Here is a 21,475-nt window from a genome sequence, read left to right as displayed (position 1 = left end):
AGCACCATTCTCTATTTTGACAAACGTGACTACCTTCGAGAAAAAACAACCGATGAGAGAAGAATACTAGATGAACCACTATGGTAAGCAGCACATTTTTTTCACACCTCTAGCAATAGCGGATACATCTATTATATGAGTTTATATAATATAGTATCTCTCTTTTAGGAGGTGTAAATATGTGTTACCACTATGACTGTGGATGCCATGATAGACGTGACGACCGTCGTGATGACAGGCGTGACCATCGTTGTGATAGACGCGATGATCGTCGTGATGACAGGCGTGACGACCGCCGCCATCACCATTGCTGCAAAAAGTGCTGCTGCCATAGACGTAGATGTTGCTGTAACCTTTTCTTCTGGTAGAAAAAAAGAAGCTCTCACATGATGGGAGCTTTTCCGTTGAATTCATAATAAAAATAAGAGGCGTCAATTTTGAATACATACGAAACGGTTTGGACCAATATCTTTTTTGTTTATCCTGATTATCTTGCTGGCAGTTCTGGTTTAGCAGGTTAAAATAAGCTAAAAGCACCCACATAAGCATGGGTGCTCATACATCTTACATTAATTATTTAAATCCGTTAAACCTGGTGCGTGTTCATTTGGCATATCAGGCATTTCTGGTACAGGATGCCCTTTAGGAGGCGGGGTAACAGCCAATTCGCCGTCATTTCTGCTTGGTGATGTCCCTTGGAAAATTTCTCCCATACGTGTGTCATCCAGACGGAAATTAAACTGAGCATTATGGAACCCCATCTCTACATACTTACGGCACTCCGGATACTTATTGAGATCATAATTAGGAACAGGGAAGAGCTTACCCCAATCAACACCTAATGTTTCTAGGGCTTTCGCAAAGGCATTTTGATGGGCATTATCACGAACAATCAGAAAAGCAATCGTCTCTCTTAATGTCTTATTATCGCTCATCTCATAAATTCTAGATTTTTGCAAAACCCCGGTGGATTCGAGTACCACATTATTTAAAAGGTTTGCTACTAAGTTTCCATGGTCATATACCCAAGAGCCATTCCATGGGTTACCGCCTGCATCAACAGGAAGAGAAGCTTTAGCTCCCATAATATAGTGATGAGGATTGGCTCCTGCTTGGATCACATCATCTAACGGGGCTCCATCTTGCGCTTGATTTCCTGGCATATCGCCGCCTGATTCATTTAACAGTTGATTAATTGTTGATTGAACGAGTTCTACATGACTAAGTTCCTCTAAGAATACACCTCTAATTAAATCACGGTATTGCTTCGCTTTGCCTCTAAAGTTAGCACTTTGAAATGAAAACTGCATTAATGTTCTCATTTCCCCAAACTGACCGCCAAGGGCTTCTTGCAAGACTTTTGCTGCATGTGGATCTGGCTTATCTGGAACAATCATGTTGATTAAATCTTCTCTATAGAAATACATAGGATCTACCACCTTTGAATGAAAGTCATTTCCTATTGTTCCTAAACCATTAATAACTATCCAAAGTAATTGATTATAGAAAGGATTGAATGGCATTGTATCCATACGGAATTGAACCATACTTTTGGGAAATATTTTTCATATTTATTTTGTTAACTGCACTAGTGCTTTTCTTATTTAACGAAGGGATGCGAAGACTCCTAAAGCTTGAAAAGAGAGGTTTTTTCAATAAAGCTGTCTATGTTAACAAACGGCACAAAGTGATTGATAGGACGATACGGGCTATATTTTTGGTGTTCATGATCATTGCGCTGATTGTAAATGTAACTAGTGACTCTATCGAGATGATCAGAATTTTCGATCCAGCTATTTTATTATTTTTTATGCTTTTTTTAACGGAATCTACACGCGCCGTGATGGAATATAAGTATTCAGAGGAACGCAATCGCTATCTTTTAACTGCGAGCTTCGTGCTATTTACATCGATTCTTGTCATCTCGATGTTAATGACCGATTTTTACGGGGTATTCTAATGATCACGCTTCATAATACTCATAGATTCTTCTTATAAACGGCATACTATCTGCAAAACGATTTGTAGGCTTGGAGGAATGAGAGTGGAAATGAACGGAGATCAATTGTCTGTCTATGCGTTAGGCGGACTCCATGAAGTGGGTAAGAATATGTATGTGATTGAATATGGGCAGGAGATCGTCGTCGTGGACTGTGGTAATAAGTTCCCCGATGAAACACTGCTTGGAATTGATTTAATCATTCCTGATATTCACTATTTAATTGAGAACCAAGAAAGAGTTAAAGCCCTCATTGTCACTCATGGACATGAAGATCATATCGGAAGCATTCCTTTCTTTTTAAAGAAATTAAATGTCCCTGTTTATGCGACACGTTTTACATTGGGCTTGATCGAATTAAAATTAACAGAGCATAAGATTTTACGAGAAACGGAATTAATTGAAATTCAAGCTGATTCAGTGATAACGTTTGAGGAAATTAAAATCGAATTTTTCAAGGTGAATCACAGTATCCCTGACTGTCTTGGGATTGTTTTTCGAACGCCAGAAGGGACCATTGTTCATACCGGAGACTTTAAATTTGATCTAACTCCTGTAAACCAGCAGCATTCAGACATTCACAGAATGGCCGAGATCGGCAAAGAGGGGGTCCTGCTTTTACTATCGGAAAGTACGAATGCCGAAAGACCCGGCTTAACGCCGTCCGAGCAAATGGTCGGGCATCATTTAGAAAAGGCCTTCATGGATGCACAGGGTAAAGTCTTTGTGTCTACGTTTGCCTCAAATGTCAGCCGTGTGCAGCAAGTCGTCCAAGCTGCTATACTAACCAACAGGAAATTAGCTCTGATTGGCCGCAGTATGGTAAATGTGGTGGGAGTGGCGATAGAAAGAGGGTACTTAGCGGTTCCTGACGAGATGTTGATTGATCAAAAGCAAATTAATGACTTTCCTCCAGAGAAAGTGGCCATTCTCTGTACCGGGAGCCAAGGGGAGCCGATGGCAGCTCTTTCCCGGCTCTCAACTGGAAATTTTAGAGGGGTCGATGTCCTTCACGGGGATACAGTAATATTAGCAGCGGGTCCGATCCCAGGAAACGAGCGGAGCGTGACGACGATTGTCGATAACTTATTTGCTTTAGGTGCAAATGTCATCTATGGATCAGGCGTCACAACGGGAATGCATGTTTCAGGTCACGGATATCAAGAGGACTTAAAATTAATGCTCAGCTTCATGCGGCCAAAATATTTCATCCCTATCCACGGCGAATACCGGATGTTGTACAAGCATCAACAGTTAGCTGAATCAGTCGGGGTACAACAAGGCCATACATTCATTCTGAAAAATGGAGATGTCGTTGATATCAAAAATCAAGAAGCCCGTCAAACAAGAAAAGTCCACGCAGGACATACATATGTGGACGGGATGGGCGTCGGTGATGTTGGGAACTTAATTCTTAGAGACCGCAAACAGCTTTCTGAGGATGGGATGCTCGTTGTTGTACTGACCATGAGCAAATCCAAAAAAGAATTAATCTCAGATCCAGATACGATCTCACGTGGGTTCGTGTATGTAAAAGAATCTGAAGCGCTGATGAACGAAGTGAATCAGCGTATCAAGCAAAGTCTTTCTGAACTTCGCGAAGAGAACAAAATGGAGTGGAAAGCGATTAAACAGCAGATCAAAAAGTCAGTTGGCGAGTTCCTTTTCTCCAAAACAAAGCGCAAGCCGATGATTATCCCGATTATTATTGAGATTTAATATGAAACAGCTGCCTTCCGTGAGGGCAGCTGTTATTTGGTAAGTAGGTTTGATGTGAAAGGAGCAATAGTCGGTCGAATAAATACATATCCACTTGTAAATGACGCACAAATTGTTTAAACCGGTGCAATTACGATGGAATGACACAATAATGCCGGCAACCGACGCGATAACAAGTTGAATCAGCGCAATCAACTTATGAATAGACCCATAAAGACTTTCAAAAGATACAATCGCAATAATCGCAACAGCAGAATACATACAACCAAAGAATTTCCATCAAATGATGTACGTTATCTCTCCATAGGCATATGATGATTTTGATAACTTTAGATAAAGGGGATGACCAATTTGCATTATGGAAGACAAGGTACTAATCCTTATTACCCTAATTCAAACCCATATGTAAACCAGTCGTATCATATGCCTAGAAACAGCTTCGAGAATGATCAGCAAGCAGCTGCGGATGCCTTGCTTGAGGGCATGAAAAGGGAGGCCAAGGCAGTTCAGCTTTATACACAATTAGCGAATGCGGCTCCTAATCAAGAGCACAGAGATAATCTTCTTTACGCCCTTGAAGGAAAGAAGGCGTACTTATCACAATTTACTAATCTGTATACAAATCTTACTGGCAGTCATCCTGTATATGATGTTGAACCTGTTTCTGTTAATAGCTACCAAGAAGGACTGCAGAAGGCGTATGAATTAGAAATCGAAGGGTTAAATGAGTACCATCGCTCATGCATGGTCCCGCAGCACCCGGATGTACAGCAAACACTATTATGGGCTTTAAATGGCGAACAAGAAAATGCTGCTCGTCTTGATTCATTGCGCTATGACATCGAACATCGAGCAGAGGACTATGGCGGCCAGCCGTTTGTTGTAGACATAGAGGAAGCGACAAAAGAGAACACAAATTTTAGAACAGCCCTATGGACTGGAGAACATTTTCAGCTAACGTTAATGAGTATTGATGTCGGAGATGATATCGGTCTTGAAACACATCCAAACCTTGATCAATTCCTGCGTATTGAAGAGGGGCAAGGGATTGTTCAGATGGGTGACTCTCCTTTGAACCTGTATTTCCAGCAAGAGGTTGAAGATGATTATGCGATCTTTGTTCCAGCTGGATACTATCATAATCTTATCAACACAGGAGATGAGCCGCTTAAATTGTACTCCATTTATGCACCGCCCGAGCATCCATTTGGCACAGTGCACGAAACGAAAGAAGATGCGTTGGCTGCTGAAGAAGAGCATAATCATTATTGAGATTTATCCATCCCAAGATTCAACAGGAAATCCCTGTTGAATCTTTTTTAATTTTCAAATAATAAATCGGCACCCTTGTTAAATTGTGGTAAACTACTGTTACAACCAACTTGAGAGGGGAGTCGAGCGTGTATGCTAGGGAAGAAACACTTTGAGGTGAAGACTGTAAACGGAGTGCTCATGGGGAACGGCTCAATCTCAATTAAGGGAGTCCACTTGAATGTTCATAGCTTTTTTATAGACGGGATCTTAATTGATGCAGGAGCAAGATCTCTTGAAAAGCATTTTATCCCTTTCTTTAAAGATTTGAAGATTGATCAAGCCGTGCTGACTCATTATCACGAAGATCATTCGGGCTGCGCCTCTTATTTGCAAAAGGAGCTTACTATTCCTATTTATATGAACAACTTAATGATTGAATCTTGTAAAAAGAAAGCCGATTACCCGCTCTACCGCCAGTTATTTTGGGGCAAGCGGAGGCCATTTACAGCACAGCCAATTACTGATTCTTTTCAATCAAGCCGTGCATTATGGCAAGTAATTAACACTCCAGGCCATGCAGCAGACCATCTCGCGTTTTTAAACACCGAAACAGGTCAGCTTTTTACTGGGGACCTTTATTGTCAGGAAAAAACGAAAGTCGTTCTGCGCGAGGAACATGTGCCTAACATTATTACGTCTCTTAAGAAAGTGTTAACGTATGATTTTAACGATGTATTTTGCAGTCATGCAGGCTACTTGAGTAAAGGGCGGGATGCACTTACTAGAAAATTAGAGTATTTACTCAATTTAGAGGGCACTATCTTAAAGCTTCATGAGGAAGGCAAGAGTGTAGAAGAGATCAATCATGATCTATTTCCTAAAACCTATCCTATTACTCGATTTTCATGCGGAGAATGGCATTCTATTCATATTGTCCGGTCTGTTATCGAGCATTCATATCAACCAGTAAACAGTTAAGTTTTAAATTGAGTGAACATTCATTCATTATCTACGCTTTATGCTAAACCTAAGTATACTGAATAATATTATTCTTTTTATGACACCAGCCTAATCAGTTATGCATATGATGCCAATATGTTTTTATTTCATACTAAAAGACAAAGGGTGTAGTGAAATGACTGATTTTGATTATACATCGCCTGCTGCTCAATATACTTTTGATGTTAATACGAGTCCTTTATTCATTAAAGATGATCAAAACCTTATAAACGTGATGGGTGTGAATCAATTAAATACGTTAAACAATGTTTCGTTGTTGGATATTTTCTTAAGTGAGGGAAACGTTGTTGAACCACACTATCATCAAAATGCAGCGGAATTAGTGTATTGTATTTCAGGAGCAGCTACCGTTTCAATGCTTAACCCATTTACTAAAGAGTTTCTCCATTTCTCAATTACTCCTGGTCAAGTAGCCAATGTGCCCCAGGGGTGGTGGCATTATGAAGTGGCGACCGAAGATAACACTCACTTATTAGCTATTTTTAACGCTTCAACACCTGAAGTTATTTTAGGTTCTGATTTATTAGCCTTTACTCCATCAGATATCATGGCACATACGTATTGCATTAATGAAAATACTTGGCAGCAGGCAATAGCACCAGTGAAACCGTCCACCTATATAGGCCCTTATGCTGACTGCTCTAATCGACAAGCGAATAACAACTATCAACCTGCACAACAATATCAACAATCGTATTACTATCCTTATCAAAATTATCATTACTAGGTTGCTACTGCAGAATATGAGATTAAATATATTTTCTATCAACACTTCAAAAAACTGCACCACTCGCGGTGCAGTTTTTTAATGTCTAAACACTCTCATTATCTTAATGAGCCAAGTCCGTAACTAGTAAATGAATGAATCATTTCAGCCATTTCTCTTGGAGTTTTATGCATGCCGTTATCAAGCCAGTTTTTCAAGACATGCAAGCTGCCGCTGATCACATAGAGGCTGAGGTATTCTGATACTTTCTCATCTGCATTGTGAATTTCCTTCCAATTTTTCATTGTAAAATCATAGGTCACCTTCATGACTTTATGTTGAAATTGAGGGTCCCCATGCTCACTCAAAAGCGTCTTGCACACATTCCGATTATCTGCCACATATTCGAGTATTTTCTCGGTCATCTGCAGAGCTTCATCTTCTTTATTAAAGTTGTAGCTTGAGAGTGTTTGATACATATCCACTAATATTTCTTCTTCTATTTTTGCAAGCAGGTCATACGGGTCGGCATAATGCGAGTAGAACGTGGAGCGGTTGATATCAGCGAGTTCACATAATTCTTTCACAGTGATCGATGAAATCTGCTTTTCCTTTAATAGATTAATTAAGCTTTCTTTTAATACCATTCGTGTATATTTTTTACGCCTATCTAGTTTTGCGTTCACGTTGATTCACCCTTTTGTCAAAAGTTATCCAACAGTTATTGTGAATGTGTTGGGGAAAGTACGGATCCTAAAGAACTGTTTGTTGTATAAGCAACACGGTGTTTATATAATGATAAAGTGTAAATGGTGTAATGACAAGAAAGGGTGCATGATCATAGGTTTAGCAGCACGAATAATTAAAAATAAAAAGTCCATTGTGATTGTATTTATGCTTCTTGCGGTGATCTCTGTAGCAGCGCAATTTTTTGTGTCTGTCAATTATAATATGGTTGATTACCTGCCTGATGAAGCCCAGTCCACAAGGGCGATTGAAGTAATGGAAAATGAATTCTCGTCTTCAGTACCTGATACAAGAGTGATGGTTAATAACGTCACATTACAAGAAGCTCTTCTAGTTAAAGAACAGTTAGCTTCCATTGATGGGGTAACTGATGTGATGTGGCTAGATGATGCGATTGATTTAAAAACACCGATTGAAGTCGCAGACATTGATACTGTCGAGTCTTATTACGTAGACAATAAAGCACTATTTCAACTAAGTATTCGTGCAGGTGAGGAAGTACGGATCACAGATGAGATTTATGAATTGGTCGGAGAAGAAGGGGCTATGGCCGGTGAAGCGGTCAACACAGCAACCTCTCAAAAAATGGCGGGAACTGAAACGATGTATGCTTCAGCTCTGCTCATCCCTATTATTATTTTTATTCTCGTGATATCTACAACTTCATGGGTAGAACCGTTGTTTTTCTTAACGGCGATTGGCGTATCCGTTCTGATTAACTTAGGCACGAACATTTTTATCGGAGAAGTTTCGTTTGTTACTCAATCAGTAGCGCCGATCCTCCAGCTTGCTGTATCACTTGATTATGCGATTTTCCTTCTTCACAGCTTTCAAGAATATAGGAAGAAAACAGATAATCCTGAAGAAGCGATGCAGCTTGCGATGAAAGATTCCTTTTCACCGATTTCAGCAAGTGCTGCGACCACATTTTTCGGCTTTATGGCGCTTATGTTAATGAGCTTTGAGCTCGGTGCGGACCTTGGGTTAAGCCTTGTGAAAGGAATCCTGTTAAGCTTTATCAGCGTGATGGTATTCTTACCAGCGTTAACGCTTCTATTCTATAAATGGATGGACAAAACGAAGCACAAAAATTTTGTTCCTAGCTTTGAAGGATTAGGCAGACGTGTTATGAAGGTAAGATTCCCAACACTCATTCTCATTCTAGCAATCTTAGTTCCTAGTTTCTTAGCTCAAAGCAACACTGCTTTCACATACGGCCTAGGAGAGCAGCCGGAATCAACCCGCACTGGAGCTGACTTGATTGCCATTCAAGAGACATTTGGAGAATCAACACCGATTGTTTTACTAGTGCCAGCTGGTGATTTAGTCAAAGAAGAAGAGCTTGTCAGTGAGTTAGAAGAGATGAATCATGTAACTAATATTGTTTCATATGTGAATACAGTCGGAGCAGGAATTCCCCCTGAATACTTAGACGAGTCGATCACAGAAGAGTTTTTCTCAGAGAATTACAGCCGAATCATTATTAATACGGATACTGAAAAAGAGGGAGACATTCCGTTTGGGATCGTAGAAGCCGTTCAAGCAACAGCTGCTTCCTATTATGGAGATACAACGTTAAGCCTCGGTGAGAGTGTGACGTTGTATGATATTAAGAATACGGTTCAAAAGGATAATACCTTTGTAAACACGATGACAGTTGTTACGATTGCGGTCGTGTTGTTGATCACCTTTAAATCGTTGACTCTGCCAATTATTCTGCTTGTGACGATTCAAGCGGCCGTATGGATTAACTTATCCATCCCTTATTTCACCAATACATCATTTGATTTTATTGGGTATCTGATTATTAGCACTGTACAGCTCGCTGCAACTGTTGATTATGCGATTCTTTTTTCAGAAACATATAAAGAACACCGCAGAGAAATGCCGGCGATGCAAGCAATTATTAAAACATTAGATGAAAAGACATTCTCGATTTCAATATCTGCATCGATTTTATCAAGTATTGGATTTATTTTATGGATTACATCAACAAATCCAGTTGTGCAATCAATTGGATTACTGCTTGGAAGAGGAGCGCTCTTAGCGTTCGTACTCGTTCTGTTCTTCCTGCCAGCGATGCTGTATGTACTTGATAAGGTGATCAGCAAAACGACATTAAAAGCGAATTTTTATAAGGGGAAATGATGATGAAAATGAAACGACTGCCTGTTGCTGTACTAGCTGTGTTGCTTGTCGCTCCATCTTTTTTAGTAGATGTAGCGCCTCAAACGATTGCTGCTCAGGCTGCATCAACAACTCAAACCGAAGGAGAGCTCGCTTCAAAAGAGGAAGTGATTTATGCCAATTTACTGGCTGATGGCAGCCTCGATCAAATGTATATTGTGAATACGTTAAATGTGACAGAGGCTGGGACGATTATCGATTACGGAACATATGACAACTTGAAAAACCTTACTGATTTAACAGAGCTTAAGCAAATGGATGAATACGTTCAAGTGGAGGCAGAAAAAGGGCCCTTTTATTATCAAGGGAATGTAAACACGTTAGAATTGCCATGGAAAATCAAAATCACCTACGTCCTAGACGGAAAAGAAGTATCGCCTGATGAGCTTGCCGGAGCAGACGGCCACTTAGATATAAACATTGAAACACAAGTAAATGATGCAGTAGACCCCGCATTTTTTGAGAACTATTTATTGCAGGTCTCAATGTTGCTAGAACAAGACGTGTACAATAATATTCAGGCAGAAGAAGGCATGATAGCGAATGCAGGGAAAAATAAGCAAGTGACCTTCACAGTTATGCCTGAACAAGAGGAAGTCCTTACTCTTACCGCTGATGTTGTCGACTTTGAGAGTGATGGAATTGAAATTGCTGCGGTTCCTTCTACAATGTCAATCGATCCACCTGATATCGAGGAGATTACAAGTGAATTCAACTCATTATCAAATGCTATCAAAGAAATTGACAACGGTGTAGGTGAATTAAAAAACGGAATTTCAGAGCTGAACAGCGGAGTGACAAGTCTATATGATGGTTCTGGTCAATTTAGGAATGGTATGAGCGAGCTGGCTGGTTCCTCTAGTGAATTAGTCAATGGTTCAAAAGCGATTGATCAAGCTTTATCAGAGATCAGCCGCTCTCTCCAAGTAACAGATAACATGGATTTAGGCGACTTAAACAGTCTACCCCAAGGATTAACACAAATTGCAGAGGGATTGCATGAAACATCTGCTGGATTAAGTACCTTAAGGGAAAATTACACGCTTGCCTATGGATCATTAGATGAGGCAATGAGAGCAATTCCTGATCACCAAATCAGAGAATCTGACATTCAAAGCCTGTATGAGAGCGGTGCAGATCCCGCAGTTGTCGAGAAATTAGTGGACTCGTATGCAGCTGCCCAAAAAGCGAAAGGTACGTATACTGCTGTAGGTGAGGCTTTTGCAGCTGTGGATTCTACATTACATGAGGTACGTTCGGCAACAAAAGAAATGGGTGACACGCTCACTTCCATTGCTAATGGCCTCAGTTCATCTTTAGCCAATATGGACAGCATGGATTCACTTACTCAGCTGCAGCAAGGTCTCGCGGAATTATCAGCGAATTACAGCGAATTTCACTCAGGTCTTGTCAGCTATACGAATGGCGTAGGTGAATTATCAAGCTCCTATAATGAAATTCATTCAGGGATTGGTGAGCTTTCCGGCGGTACAACTGAACTTGAAAACGGCACAAGCGAGCTGCGTTCTGGCACAACGAAGTTATACGATGCAACGAGTAATTTACCAGAGCAAATGCAAGAAGAAATTGATGCGATGATTTCAGAATATGATAAATCAGACTTCGAAGCCGTGTCCTTTGTCTCTGATAAAAACGACAATGTAAATACGGTACAATTTGTCATAAAGACTGAAGCCATTAAAAAAGAAGAACAAGAAGTAACAGTAGATGTGGAAGAAAAAGAAGAGAATTTTTGGACCCGTCTGATGGATTTGTTTAGAAGAAAGTAACGTATAAAACCGTGCATGGAGTGAAAACTCTGTGCGCGTTTTTTTGTGCTATTAAGATAGCACTGATCAATTGTATAGTTTCAAGCTTTTTTTGCGCTCGTTTGGAGAATAATTTCGTGGATCGAACCTCTAATTGTGTTAGTAAACAGCTGAAATGCGCTAGTCTGTTGTTATTGCGTTGATTGAACAGATTTATGCGTCAAAGAAATCTAGAATTGTATCCGTAATAAGGATTATTGCGTCAATTTCACAACGAAGAAAAAAATTTACCTCAAATTCGGATTATATGGTAAATACAGCAAATACTACTCAGGAGCTACAACATTAAACCAATGATCATAGGAGGCTTTTCAAATGAAGAAGACAAAATTTGCATTAGTATTACTTGCATTGTTGATGGTTGTCTCGTTTACAGCGAACGCATTGGCTGCAGAACAGACAGAGGCAAAGGATATTGTGGAAACTGCAGTTGCTGCAGGTGAATTTAACACATTAGCAGCAGCTCTTGAGAAAGCTGATCTTGTTGATGCACTTAAAGGAGAAGGGCCTTTCACTGTATTTGCTCCAACAGATGAAGCATTCGACAAACTTTTAAAGGAACTTGGGGTAACAGCTGACCAACTTCTAGCTCGTGAAGACCTAGCAACAATCCTTCAGTACCACGTAATACCAGGAAAAGTATTATCTAGTGACTTGAAAGATGGAATGAAAGTAAAAACACTTGCTGATAAAGAAGTGACCATTTCACTAAACCCTACACGAGTAAACAATGCGAATGTCACTACTGCAGACATCGAGGCATCAAACGGCGTGATTCACGTGATTGACGCTGTATTGATTCCGGCTGAGTAGTAAGTGGAAGAGAAAAAGGCTGAATGCTTGTCTATTCAGCCTTTTTCTTATTGTTTAGAGAATTGGCGGAGGATGTAATTGTATCTTTTGAGATGATTTATCCGTCATTCATAAGCATTATTGTATTACTTCACTAGATGATTGCACCAATTCCCAGCACTACTCCATCCTCTAAAGTTCCTTCGTCATCACCACATGGGGAATGCCGTCTTCCATAAATTCATCTGAAGCAGTTTCATATCCCAACTTGTGATAAAACCCTTCTGCTTGAGTTTGACCATGCAGTTTCACTTTCGCCAATTTTTTTCCCGCTGCAACTTCTTCAAGCGCTTGAATGATTAACTTACCTAAACCAAATGCACGAAAAGGCTCGAGCACACAGATTCTTTCTAGCTTGCCAATCCCCTCAACAACTCGGATTCTTCCCGTTCCTACAGCCATTCCATCGTAAAAAGCTAAAATGTGATCACAATCTCCATCAAGATGATCATATTCATCGAATTCATCTTCAAGCGGAACACCTTGCTCAGCCACAAACACTTTTTCTCGTATATGAAAGGCTTTTTCTAGATCATGTATGTCAACAATCTGTTTCGTTTTCACTATTCGTGCCTCCAATAATGTTTTAATATCTATTAAGTATAAATCATTAGTAGTTAATCATGCATTTCACATGCTTTATGTATTCATGCTTGTGAACTATACCTTTTCCTTACTTCTTAAGGTTTAAACCTTCAATGCGGGTAATTTCCTAGAATCTGAAGATAAAGTGAATTATAATAAGTTTACCTCATTTTTTCAAACGATTGGGATTCAGTTATTTCGCATCGTTAATTCGTATCGTAAAATAGAAAGGAACATCCATGGAATCTTTATTAATTGGCAGCTTGCTGGCCTCTCTTGCAACGGGGGCTGGAGCCATCCCGATCTTATTTTTTCGTGACCTGAATCATAGAAAGCGTGATATATTACTTGCTTTTGCTGCTGGTATTATGGTGGCAGCCGCAACATTTGAATTAATACCTGAGGCAATGGAATATTCCAGTTCAGTGTGGACGGTCGTTATAGGAGTGCTGCTTGGTACGGTGGCCCTTATGATCTTAGAGAAAAATGTGCCGCATATTGACCTTGAGCATAAAGCACAAAGAATTGAAATCGACCGAAAAGCAATGCTTGTCATTTCAGCCATCATTCTTCATAACTTGCCAGAAGGATTGGCGGTAGGTGTGAGCTATGCAAGTGATAACGAAGCTTTAGGACCCCTGATTGCACTCGCTGTTGGATTGCAAAATGCTCCTGAGGGACTGCTCGTTGCACTATACCTTGTCAATCAAAGGATCAGCCGCATCAAAGCTTTCCTTATTGCCACTGCTACGGGTTTAGTGGAAGTCGTAACGGCCATTATTGGTTATTTACTTGCCTCTAGAGTAGAATTTTTACTTCCTTATGGGCTCGCATTTGCCGCTGGTGCGATGTTATTTATTGTGTACAAAGAGCTGATCCCTGAAAGTCATGGTGACGGTAACGAAACCGTTGCAACTTATGCCTTCATTTTTGGACTGCTCTCAATGCTCGTTTTAGTTTTTTATTTTGGATAATGTTCAGCTAGAAGCCGTTTGTTTTCTTGTACGGCTTCTTTTTCGTTTGTTAGTAAGGAGATAGTCCAGACACCCTCCAAGGGAAGCATGCATGGGGAGGTTTGTTTAATCCAACTCGTTCGGATATCGATTTATTCGTCAATGCGTTTACCATTACCAATTATTCAAGTCAGCCTATCGTTGCAGAAATATGGTTTAACCCCAAACTGCCAGGGAGGCCCTCTATCTCAAATCTAGTAACTCCCGCTAACACTGCTCGCACACCTCTAGAAGACCCAGAAGTGAAGATTGCTTCAGCAGATCTAGTAAAAGGCAATCCAAAAAAGGGGGTCAATGCGTTTAAACGAATTGTTCCGCCGATGAGTACTTTAGCTAGTGATGAAGACGGGAAATATATTTTCCCTCCATGCGGGGCATTTGTTCTTTTTTTACGTACCTTAGATGGCGGCCCAGCAGAGGCAGAGCTCGCATTTGGCTGGTTTGAAAAGGACATTTACGAATAGAATGTCGAGTCTTGTCATCATTTTTTAATAAAATTGAAACATTAATAGAAGGAGATACAGGGAACCTAAGAGAATATAAAAATCAAATACATTTAATTAGTGGAGGGGTTATGATGAAAACATCTACAAAAGGTATCATCTTAGGTTCCGTACTATCAGCTGGAGGCGCAGTACTAGCAACAACCGCCCTCAGAAAAAAGAAAAATGGACAAGCAAATGAGTCGAATGCAAATGAAGCAAGCGACCAACTGATGAACGAACTAGAAACAGAATTAGGGGATACACCTGAAAATAAGATAGAAGATAAAGATGTATGGGAAGCCGATAAAGAGGAAAGTTCCGACGCACCCATTGCATCAGAGGAAGAAGGATTGACTCAGCTCGACAAAGCCCACAAAGACGACTGGGTCGCTAACGGATTCCCGCAGACTCATCAAGAGATGAGAGAACTTGAAGAAGAAGCTGCCGAGGAACGAGAGGAAAAAGCGAAGTAATGAAAAAAGAGCTGTCCTGCGGGGCAGCTCTTTTTTGTGTGGATGTTGAAGGGGCGCAATAAACAGATGGAATCAATACAATCCCATAGTAGACTGATGCATATACCCGCTAAATTGACGCAATAGCAGTCGAATGACGCAATCCTGCCTGCAACCGACACAATTAGCCGTTCGAAAGACGCAATGATCACATAAACAGGCGCATAAATTGACTGAAAACATACAATTCCAAGCTCTCGCAAGGTAAGGCTCCTGACCCATCATCACACTCTATAAAGACCAATAAACGTTTCTAGCTTAGCTAAACTCATCATATTTCGGTTGCACTTCTCACTGTCTTTACAAATATAATTGCCTCTATTTGTGTATTGTTCCTGGCTTGTTTTTACGTTTGCCATGAACAATCCAAGCTCTTCATGACCGTTGCAAATGGAACATATTCCTTTTTTGCTCTCCGTAAAGGTTCCTTGAATGCCTTTTAACACATCTTGATCACGGACAATTAAAAACTTTCGCTCCGAACGTATATCATACCAGCCAAAATAAGAGAGCTCTCTATAATCGAGCTCATCAAGAGATGGGGCTTTTAGTTTCTTAGCTTTAGGAAATAGCTTTGCAATCGTTTTATCCGTTATATGAGGAAAGGGGATCACATATTGCTTCAATTCTCTAAGCTCAAATTCTGCATTAGCAAAATCTTCTGCAGTGATGACCTGTTCGAGTAGCTCTAGTTGACCAGGAGTCGCATCTGTCAGCATATCTGTAATTTTATCTAAAGCACTGCCTTTTAATGCATGCAATACTCCAGCATCTTTAACCGTTGTATGAGCATGAACGAGAGTGCCGATTTGATACCTGATAAAGTTGTACTGGTCGCTTCTCAAAAAAGGGACAATCATTTCGACTACATCATATTTACTTCTCAATTTATCCACCTCCCAATCCTTTATCTCTATTGGCTCATTATACAAGAACAACTAGGCTTGATAAAGAAATAATACCTTATACATCACAGTACGTATACACATGCCCAATTATCCTGAATCGCCTGTATAATTAGAAATTTCTGTTGACAGTGGCAATTAAAGCGCTTACACTAATTTTAGTAGATATTAGATGGCGAGCGCCAAGTTGATAAGTGAAAGAGTTGTTTGTATGGCTTTAAATAAGGAACGACGCATCGGCCGGCATGCCGTTTTACTCCTTCTTTCAGATGAGTCAGAAGGGGAATTAGAGAGGCTTCGGCAGCTGGATTGGATTGGCTGTAAAGGGAAAGTAGGATCAATGGAAGCACATAAAGTCGTTGCAGCCATTGAAACAGCAGCGAAGAAAAATGGGATTATACAACCAGATTTATATCGTGAGTCGCATGCGTTGTATCATGCGATTATGGAAGCCTTGCATGGTGTCACGCGAGGGCAGGTCCAGTTAGGTTCGGTGCACAGAACCGTTGGACTGACATTTGCAGTGCTCCGTGGAAATCCGTATGAAAACGCGCAAGAAGGAGATTGGATTGCCGTTTCTCTTTACGGAACGATTGGAGCGCCTGTTAAGGGATCCGAGCATGAGGCGATCGGCCTTGGAGTAAACCACATATAATATGCCCATAGTATTTTAGCAAATAGGGGGCTATATCTTAGGAATCTTTTCAAGAGATTTCTTTGATATAGTCCCCTTTTCTGTTGATCCTTTACTTACCTAAAGTAAAAAGATAGGGGAGAAGAACATGGTGTTGTTAAACGGACAGACATTAACATTTGAAGAAGTAAATCGTGTGTTATTTGATGAGGTTAAAGTAAGTTTTTCAGATGAGAGTCTTAGAAAAGTAGAAGAAAGTCGAAAAGCGGTTGAGAAGATAGTGGAAGAAGAACGAATCGTCTATGGCATTACAACTGGCTTTGGAAAATTTAGTGATGTGTATATCGGCAAGGAAGATGTTGAGACACTCCAGCTTAACTTAATTCGCTCTCACGCATGTGGAATAGGAGAGCCATTTCCAGAAGTTGTATCACGAGCTATGCTTTTGCTTCGCGCAAATGCGCTACTTAAGGGATTTTCAGGCGTCAGACCTGTTGTCATAGAGAGATTGCTTGATTTAGTAAACGCGAAAATTCATCCAGTGATTCCGCAGCAAGGATCCCTTGGGGCAAGCGGAGACTTAGCGCCGCTTTCGCATTTAGCATTAGCTCTAATTGGCGAAGGAGACGTGCTGTATAAAGGAGAGAAAGTGCCTGCTCTAACAGCCTTAACAAAAGAAGGGCTCTTTCCTATTACATTAACTGCTAAAGAAGGTCTCGCTTTAATTAACGGTACTCAGGCGATGACTGCAATGGGAGTGGTTGCCTATTTAGAAGCGGAGAAACTTGCTTATCAATCAGAGTACATTGCTGGAATGACAATTGAGGGATTAAGAGGTATTATTGATGCTTTTGATGAGGACATTCACCTCGCTCGCGGTTATAAGGAACAGGTAGAGGTAGCTAGACGAATCCGCGATCACTTAGCTGACAGCCAGTTGACAACAAGACCAGGCGAGCTTCGCGTGCAGGATGCCTATTCGATCCGCTGCATCCCGCAGGTGCACGGGGCGACTTGGCAGGCGTTAAATTATGTAAAAGAAAAGCTTGAGATTGAAATAAATGCTGCAACGGATAATCCGCTAATTTTCAATAACGGCGAAAAAGTTCTCTCAGGCGGCAATTTTCACGGACAGCCAATTGCGTTTGCGATGGACTTCTTAGCGATTGCTATGGCTGAGCTTGCTAATATTTCAGAACGCCGGATTGAGCGGCTGGTTAATCCGCAATTAAATGATTTGCCGCCATTTTTAAGTCCAGAGCCTGGCCTGCAATCAGGGGCAATGATTATGCAGTATGCAGCGGCCTCACTTGTTTCTGAAAATAAGACGCTTGCGCATCCGGCGAGTGTAGATTCTATCCCGTCATCAGCGAATCAAGAGGACCATGTCAGCATGGGAACGATCGGTTCACGCCATGCTCATCAAGTGATCACCAACGCCCGCCGTGTCTTAGCAATTGAGACAATTTGCGCGATGCAGGCTGCTGAGATCCGTGGCACTGATTTAATGGCACAAGCTACAAAGCAATTTTTAGAAGAAGGAAGAGAGGTCGCTCCATTTATTGCTAAAGATCGCATCTTTTCAAATGATATTGAAGCCGTAGCTTCATGGTTAAAAGGGGCTAGTTTACCTGCGGGGCAGTCTTCAAAAGATCACAGCCGTACAAAAGCATAAGGTGTCATTCACCTAGATTTCTCTAGGTGAGTGCTGCTTCATTAGATTTAGATAAGGTAACTAAAAGGGGGCAGGACATTTGTTCAATGCAGTCGTTATATCAGTTATCGTCATGGTCGTACTCAGTTTACTTAGGGTGAATGTAGTGCTGGCGATCTTATTCGCTGCACTCACTGCAGGACTCGTATCAGGGCTTGGGGTTGTTTCATCTATTGATATGCTCATATCGGGGATGGGAGGGCAGGCAAGCACCGCCTTGAGCTATATTTTACTTGGTGCCTTCGCCGTCATGATTGGACACACCGGCATTACAGGTTTCTTAGTTCGTTTATTAATCAACTCGTTAAAAGGGAAGAAAGCCTTTATGCTGCTTGCTATAGCAGGAGTGGCTTCTCTTTCACAAAATGTCGTACCGGTTCACATTGCGTTTATTCCAATTCTTATCCCGCCGCTTTTACATTTGTTTGATAAGATGAAATTAGATCGCAGAGGGGTGGCAACCTCTTTAACGTTTGGTTTAAAAGCACCTTATGTGATGATTCCAGCAGGTTACGGCCTGATCTTTCACGGGATTATATCAGGGGAAATGCAAGCGAACGGAATGGAGATTGCAACAAGCCAAATTCCGCTCGCCATGCTGTTACCTGGACTTGGAATGGTAGCAGGGTTGCTTATTGCCATTTTCATTACATACAAAAAAGATCGAGTCATCTATCCTAATACAGAGACTGATTCTGAAATTGCCGCGGCATATGAGCAGGAAAATGTATCATTTACAACGAAGCATGTATTTACACTGATTGCGATCATGGCAACATTAGTTGTACAGCTGACGTTTGGATCATTAATCTTAGGAGCATTAACCGGTATAGTATTGATGTTTGCTTTTAGAGTAGTGCCTTTCAAATACGGGGATCAGTTTGTTAATGACGGAATTAAGATGATGGGAATGATCGCTTTTGTTATGCTGATTGCTTCAGGTTATGCGACCATTTTAAAAGAAACTGGGGCAGTGGAGTTGTTAGTAGAAACCTCGTCAGCTTACCTCGGTAACAGCATGCTGCTTGCTGCCATCCTAATGCTATTTGTCGGGATGTTCATCACGATGGGGATCGGCTCTTCCTTTGGAACAATTCCGATCCTGGCTGCATTATTCGTTCCGCTTTGCCTAGCTTTAGGTTTCTCTCCGCTAGCAACAGCTGCACTAATTGGTACAGCAGGAGCAATTGGCGATGCCGGCTCTCCTGCATCAGACAGTACACTCGGACCAACTGCAGGACTGAATGCAGACGGCAGACATAATCATATTTGGGATACATGTGTTCCGACATTTATCCACTTTAATATACCGCTGTTTTTATTTGGTCTTGCAGCGGCGATGATTTTATAAATATCAATTCGACCCGCATGAACTGCGGGTCCTACATAATTTAAGAGTTTTTGGCTCAAAAAACTAAATGAAAGACTTATCAACTGAATGAAACATACTGTGGGAGCTACAGTATCTCACGAAAAAGCCCCTAAAGTTGTTGATTTCCGCTGCAATCAACAGAACGAGAATGTTGTAACGTGCTCCCTTAATATAAGTAGCACTTAGTGAATAGAACTGAGCCTATGAACTACATCAATCTACTCGATTCGGGGAAAAGCAATAACTCAGCGGATGAAATATGCGTAGACTCCAGCGGTGCCTAGAGCAGGGCTGAGATCCCACAGGGCTAAAGCCCGAGGAAGCTCAGCAGCTCACCGCGGAAAGCGAAGCATATTTCAGGAGCGGCGGACTCAAGTACCTACCATGTTTACCAACTTTTCAATTCTGTAATGTTCAGATTCCCATAAGTTAAACCGGCCTCTTAATATAGTTAGAAGGTGTATACGATGCACGTTTATTTAGTAGCGAAAGACGAACTAGAAGCTCAAGGAATTCGGTGGATGATTGAGAGTCACTTTACCGGAGTAACCCTTACCTTGCTGACAAAAGTTCAAGAAGTAAAAGAGAGAATAGAAACAGAAAGAGTAGATTTGGTTATCTTAGATATGGACCGCTACCGTGAAGAGGGAGAATATTTTGATCGTCTTATGAGCTTAAGAAACGTACGCTGGCTTTTTCTATCATCTGAACGCATGTTTCAAATTGCATATCGAGCACTCCAATTTCGTGCAGAGGATATATTATTCCGGCCATTTGCACCAGAAGACTTAATGAAGCACCTTCAGCAGATACGTTTCTACGTAAGAAACCAGGAAGATTCAGAACACATCATTGACTATAAATCTGATAAGAACATTGATTACCCCGATCTATTCATGCAAGAGCACATCTCGGACCAATCTATAACTATGGCTGCCTTTTTAACCCCAGATCCAAATAACCTAACACTCGTGCATGAGGCCGTTAAGCGATTCTCGTTTACAGGGCAGCCCTATGTGTTTGCGTTGTCTAATCTTATTTTGTGCGTGCAAGAGACGGGGGAACGATTAAATACACAAGAAGAGTATCAAGCTTTTTTGACTGATTGGAAGAAAAAGATGGATGAACCGCTTGCGATTGTTGTAAAATCCAGCGGTAAAAACAGCTCGATTAAACAGTTATATCAAGAATTAGTTGAGCTTTCGAGCCGTATCTTTTATGAAGGCTATGATATTATTATCGACGATACATCTAGGAATACACCCCAAGATTTAGATCCCTTTTTAACTCCCCTTGAGCAGAGACAATGGATTGAAATGCTTGAAAAACGTGATTTAGCATCTATTCGTGAATGGCTTTGGAAACAGTTTTTAACGTTTAAACAGCCATACCCTGACCCTGAGATTATTCGAATTCGTTTAACCAGTGTCTTAGCGCAAATCAGGCGTCATATGAAGTCCTATCAGATTGCATCGGGAGCGATTGAATCTTTTTATCATAGAGTGTTTCAAGACATCATTCACCAGCCAGTTGTCTATCAAATTGTTCAGCAGCTGCTTACCTTTACAACTGAGCTTCTTGAAGAAAGTCATGAAATCACAGATAGCCGGCGCACTTTTTTTGAAAAAGCTAGGGAGTTAATGGAATCAAATTACTGGGATCCACAGTGGAGCCTTGAGCAATGTGCAGAGGCTCTCCGTATGAATAAGAGCACGCTGAGCCGCAAGTTTAAAGCTGAATGTGGTAAGACATTTAGAGATACACTGCATGAAATTCGAATTAGAGAAGCGAAACGGATGCTGCTTGAGACTGACCTCTCCTTAGAAGAGATCTCAAGTCTTACCGGTTATTCACACCAGACGTATTTTAATGCAAAATTTAAATTATTGGAGAGGTGCACTCCTACGAGTTTTAGAAGCGGGGCATAAAGGGTACATTGATG

At 41.0% G+C, this 21,475-nt stretch carries 19 protein-coding genes and 1 pseudogene; 16 read left to right on the top strand and 4 right to left on the bottom strand.

The annotated features are described in order from the left end of the window. Window positions 1-192 precede the first annotated feature (192 nt). Window positions 193-390 (top strand): hypothetical protein, encoded by a 198-nt coding sequence (locus tag A33I_RS21060; protein WP_022627456.1) that lies wholly within the window; start codon window positions 193-195, stop codon window positions 388-390. Between the two features lie 179 nt (window positions 391-569). On the opposite strand, the gene A33I_RS05420 is transcribed toward A33I_RS21060, so the two are convergent. Next, the gene (locus A33I_RS05420) at window positions 570-1,427 is read right to left on the bottom strand and encodes a manganese catalase family protein (RefSeq protein ID WP_022627455.1); all 858 of its coding nucleotides are present in this window, start codon (window positions 1,425-1,427) and stop codon (window positions 570-572) included. 89 nt (window positions 1,428-1,516) lie between these two features. Between A33I_RS05420 and A33I_RS05415 the strand changes: the two genes are divergently transcribed. From A33I_RS05415 to A33I_RS05395, 5 genes are all read left to right on the top strand, one after another. Further along, window positions 1,517-1,960 (top strand): DUF4181 domain-containing protein, encoded by a 444-nt coding sequence (locus A33I_RS05415; protein WP_022627454.1) that lies wholly within the window; start codon window positions 1,517-1,519, stop codon window positions 1,958-1,960. Between the two features lie 90 nt (window positions 1,961-2,050). Next, complete coding sequence (locus A33I_RS05410; RefSeq protein ID WP_031311438.1) at window positions 2,051-3,718, top strand: ribonuclease J; 1,668 nt, start codon at window positions 2,051-2,053, stop codon at window positions 3,716-3,718. 351 nt (window positions 3,719-4,069) lie between these two features. Next, window positions 4,070-4,990: a cupin domain-containing protein gene (locus tag A33I_RS05405; protein ID WP_022627452.1), complete on the top strand. Its 921-nt coding sequence runs from the start codon at window positions 4,070-4,072 to the stop codon at window positions 4,988-4,990. Between the two features lie 132 nt (window positions 4,991-5,122). Further along, window positions 5,123-5,950 carry an MBL fold metallo-hydrolase gene (locus tag A33I_RS05400; protein ID WP_022627451.1) on the top strand — a complete coding sequence of 276 codons (828 nt, stop codon included), beginning with the start codon at window positions 5,123-5,125 and terminating at the stop codon, window positions 5,948-5,950. Window positions 5,951-6,107: 157 nt separating this feature from the next. After that, the gene (locus tag A33I_RS05395; protein ID WP_022627450.1) at window positions 6,108-6,719 is read left to right on the top strand and encodes a cupin domain-containing protein; all 612 of its coding nucleotides are present in this window, start codon (window positions 6,108-6,110) and stop codon (window positions 6,717-6,719) included. A gap of 98 nt (window positions 6,720-6,817) precedes the next feature. Here A33I_RS05395 and A33I_RS05390 read toward each other — a convergent pair whose 3' ends face one another. Beyond that, window positions 6,818-7,384, bottom strand: coding sequence for a TetR/AcrR family transcriptional regulator (locus A33I_RS05390; protein WP_022627449.1), 567 nt, complete (start codon window positions 7,382-7,384; stop codon window positions 6,818-6,820). A gap of 148 nt (window positions 7,385-7,532) precedes the next feature. Here A33I_RS05390 and A33I_RS05385 point away from each other — a divergent pair, with 148 nt between their 5' ends. From A33I_RS05385 to A33I_RS05375, 3 genes are all read left to right on the top strand, one after another. Next, entirely contained in the window at window positions 7,533-9,593 is a 2,061-nt protein-coding gene (locus A33I_RS05385; protein ID WP_022627448.1) for an efflux RND transporter permease subunit, read from the top strand. Between the two features lie 2 nt (window positions 9,594-9,595). After that, window positions 9,596-11,422 carry an X-X-X-Leu-X-X-Gly heptad repeat-containing protein gene (locus tag A33I_RS05380; protein ID WP_041203372.1) on the top strand — a complete coding sequence of 609 codons (1,827 nt, stop codon included), beginning with the start codon at window positions 9,596-9,598 and terminating at the stop codon, window positions 11,420-11,422. 354 nt (window positions 11,423-11,776) lie between these two features. Beyond that, entirely contained in the window at window positions 11,777-12,274 is a 498-nt protein-coding gene (locus tag A33I_RS05375) for a fasciclin domain-containing protein (protein ID WP_022627446.1), read from the top strand. A gap of 171 nt (window positions 12,275-12,445) precedes the next feature. Here the strand turns inward: A33I_RS05375 and A33I_RS05370 are convergent, their stop codons facing one another. Beyond that, a complete protein-coding gene (locus tag A33I_RS05370; protein ID WP_022627445.1) occupies window positions 12,446-12,877 on the bottom strand; it encodes a GNAT family N-acetyltransferase in 432 nt (143 codons plus the stop codon). A 260-nt stretch (window positions 12,878-13,137) separates the two neighbouring features. Here A33I_RS05370 and A33I_RS05365 point away from each other — a divergent pair, with 260 nt between their 5' ends. The 3 genes and pseudogenes from A33I_RS05365 to A33I_RS05355 all read left to right on the top strand — a co-directional run bounded on the left by A33I_RS05365 (window position 13,138) and on the right by A33I_RS05355 (window position 14,869). Next, on the top strand, window positions 13,138-13,872 hold the full coding sequence (locus tag A33I_RS05365) for a ZIP family metal transporter (RefSeq protein ID WP_022627444.1): 735 nt from the start codon (window positions 13,138-13,140) through the stop codon (window positions 13,870-13,872). A gap of 95 nt (window positions 13,873-13,967) precedes the next feature. Beyond that, window positions 13,968-14,375 (top strand): annotated as a pseudogene (locus A33I_RS20535) (DUF6143 family protein); the annotation flags it as partial. Window positions 14,376-14,485: 110 nt separating this feature from the next. Further along, entirely contained in the window at window positions 14,486-14,869 is a 384-nt protein-coding gene (locus A33I_RS05355) for a hypothetical protein (RefSeq protein ID WP_235806162.1), read from the top strand. Between the two features lie 263 nt (window positions 14,870-15,132). Here A33I_RS05355 and A33I_RS05350 read toward each other — a convergent pair whose 3' ends face one another. Next, window positions 15,133-15,804, bottom strand: a complete 672-nt coding sequence (locus A33I_RS05350; RefSeq protein WP_235806161.1) for a FusB/FusC family EF-G-binding protein — start codon at window positions 15,802-15,804, stop codon at window positions 15,133-15,135. Window positions 15,805-16,024: 220 nt separating this feature from the next. Between A33I_RS05350 and hutP the strand changes: the two genes are divergently transcribed. From hutP to A33I_RS05330, 4 genes are all read left to right on the top strand, one after another. After that, complete coding sequence (gene hutP, locus A33I_RS05345) at window positions 16,025-16,468, top strand: hut operon transcriptional regulator HutP (RefSeq protein WP_012958745.1); 444 nt, start codon at window positions 16,025-16,027, stop codon at window positions 16,466-16,468. A 127-nt stretch (window positions 16,469-16,595) separates the two neighbouring features. Continuing rightward, on the top strand, window positions 16,596-18,122 hold the full coding sequence (gene hutH / locus A33I_RS05340; protein WP_022627440.1) for a histidine ammonia-lyase: 1,527 nt from the start codon (window positions 16,596-16,598) through the stop codon (window positions 18,120-18,122). A 112-nt stretch (window positions 18,123-18,234) separates the two neighbouring features. Beyond that, complete coding sequence (locus A33I_RS05335; RefSeq protein ID WP_420796750.1) at window positions 18,235-19,512, top strand: Na+/H+ antiporter family protein; 1,278 nt, start codon at window positions 18,235-18,237, stop codon at window positions 19,510-19,512. Between the two features lie 488 nt (window positions 19,513-20,000). Further along, window positions 20,001-21,461, top strand: coding sequence for a response regulator transcription factor (locus A33I_RS05330; RefSeq protein ID WP_022627438.1), 1,461 nt, complete (start codon window positions 20,001-20,003; stop codon window positions 21,459-21,461). Window positions 21,462-21,475 lie beyond the last annotated feature (14 nt).

Source organism: Alkalihalophilus marmarensis DSM 21297, assembly GCF_000474275.2.
Lineage (GTDB): Bacteria > Bacillota > Bacilli > Bacillales > Bacillaceae_D > Alkalihalophilus > Alkalihalophilus marmarensis.
Note: the sequence above shows the minus strand (reverse complement) of the source record. Positions and strands in the feature narration are given on the sequence as shown.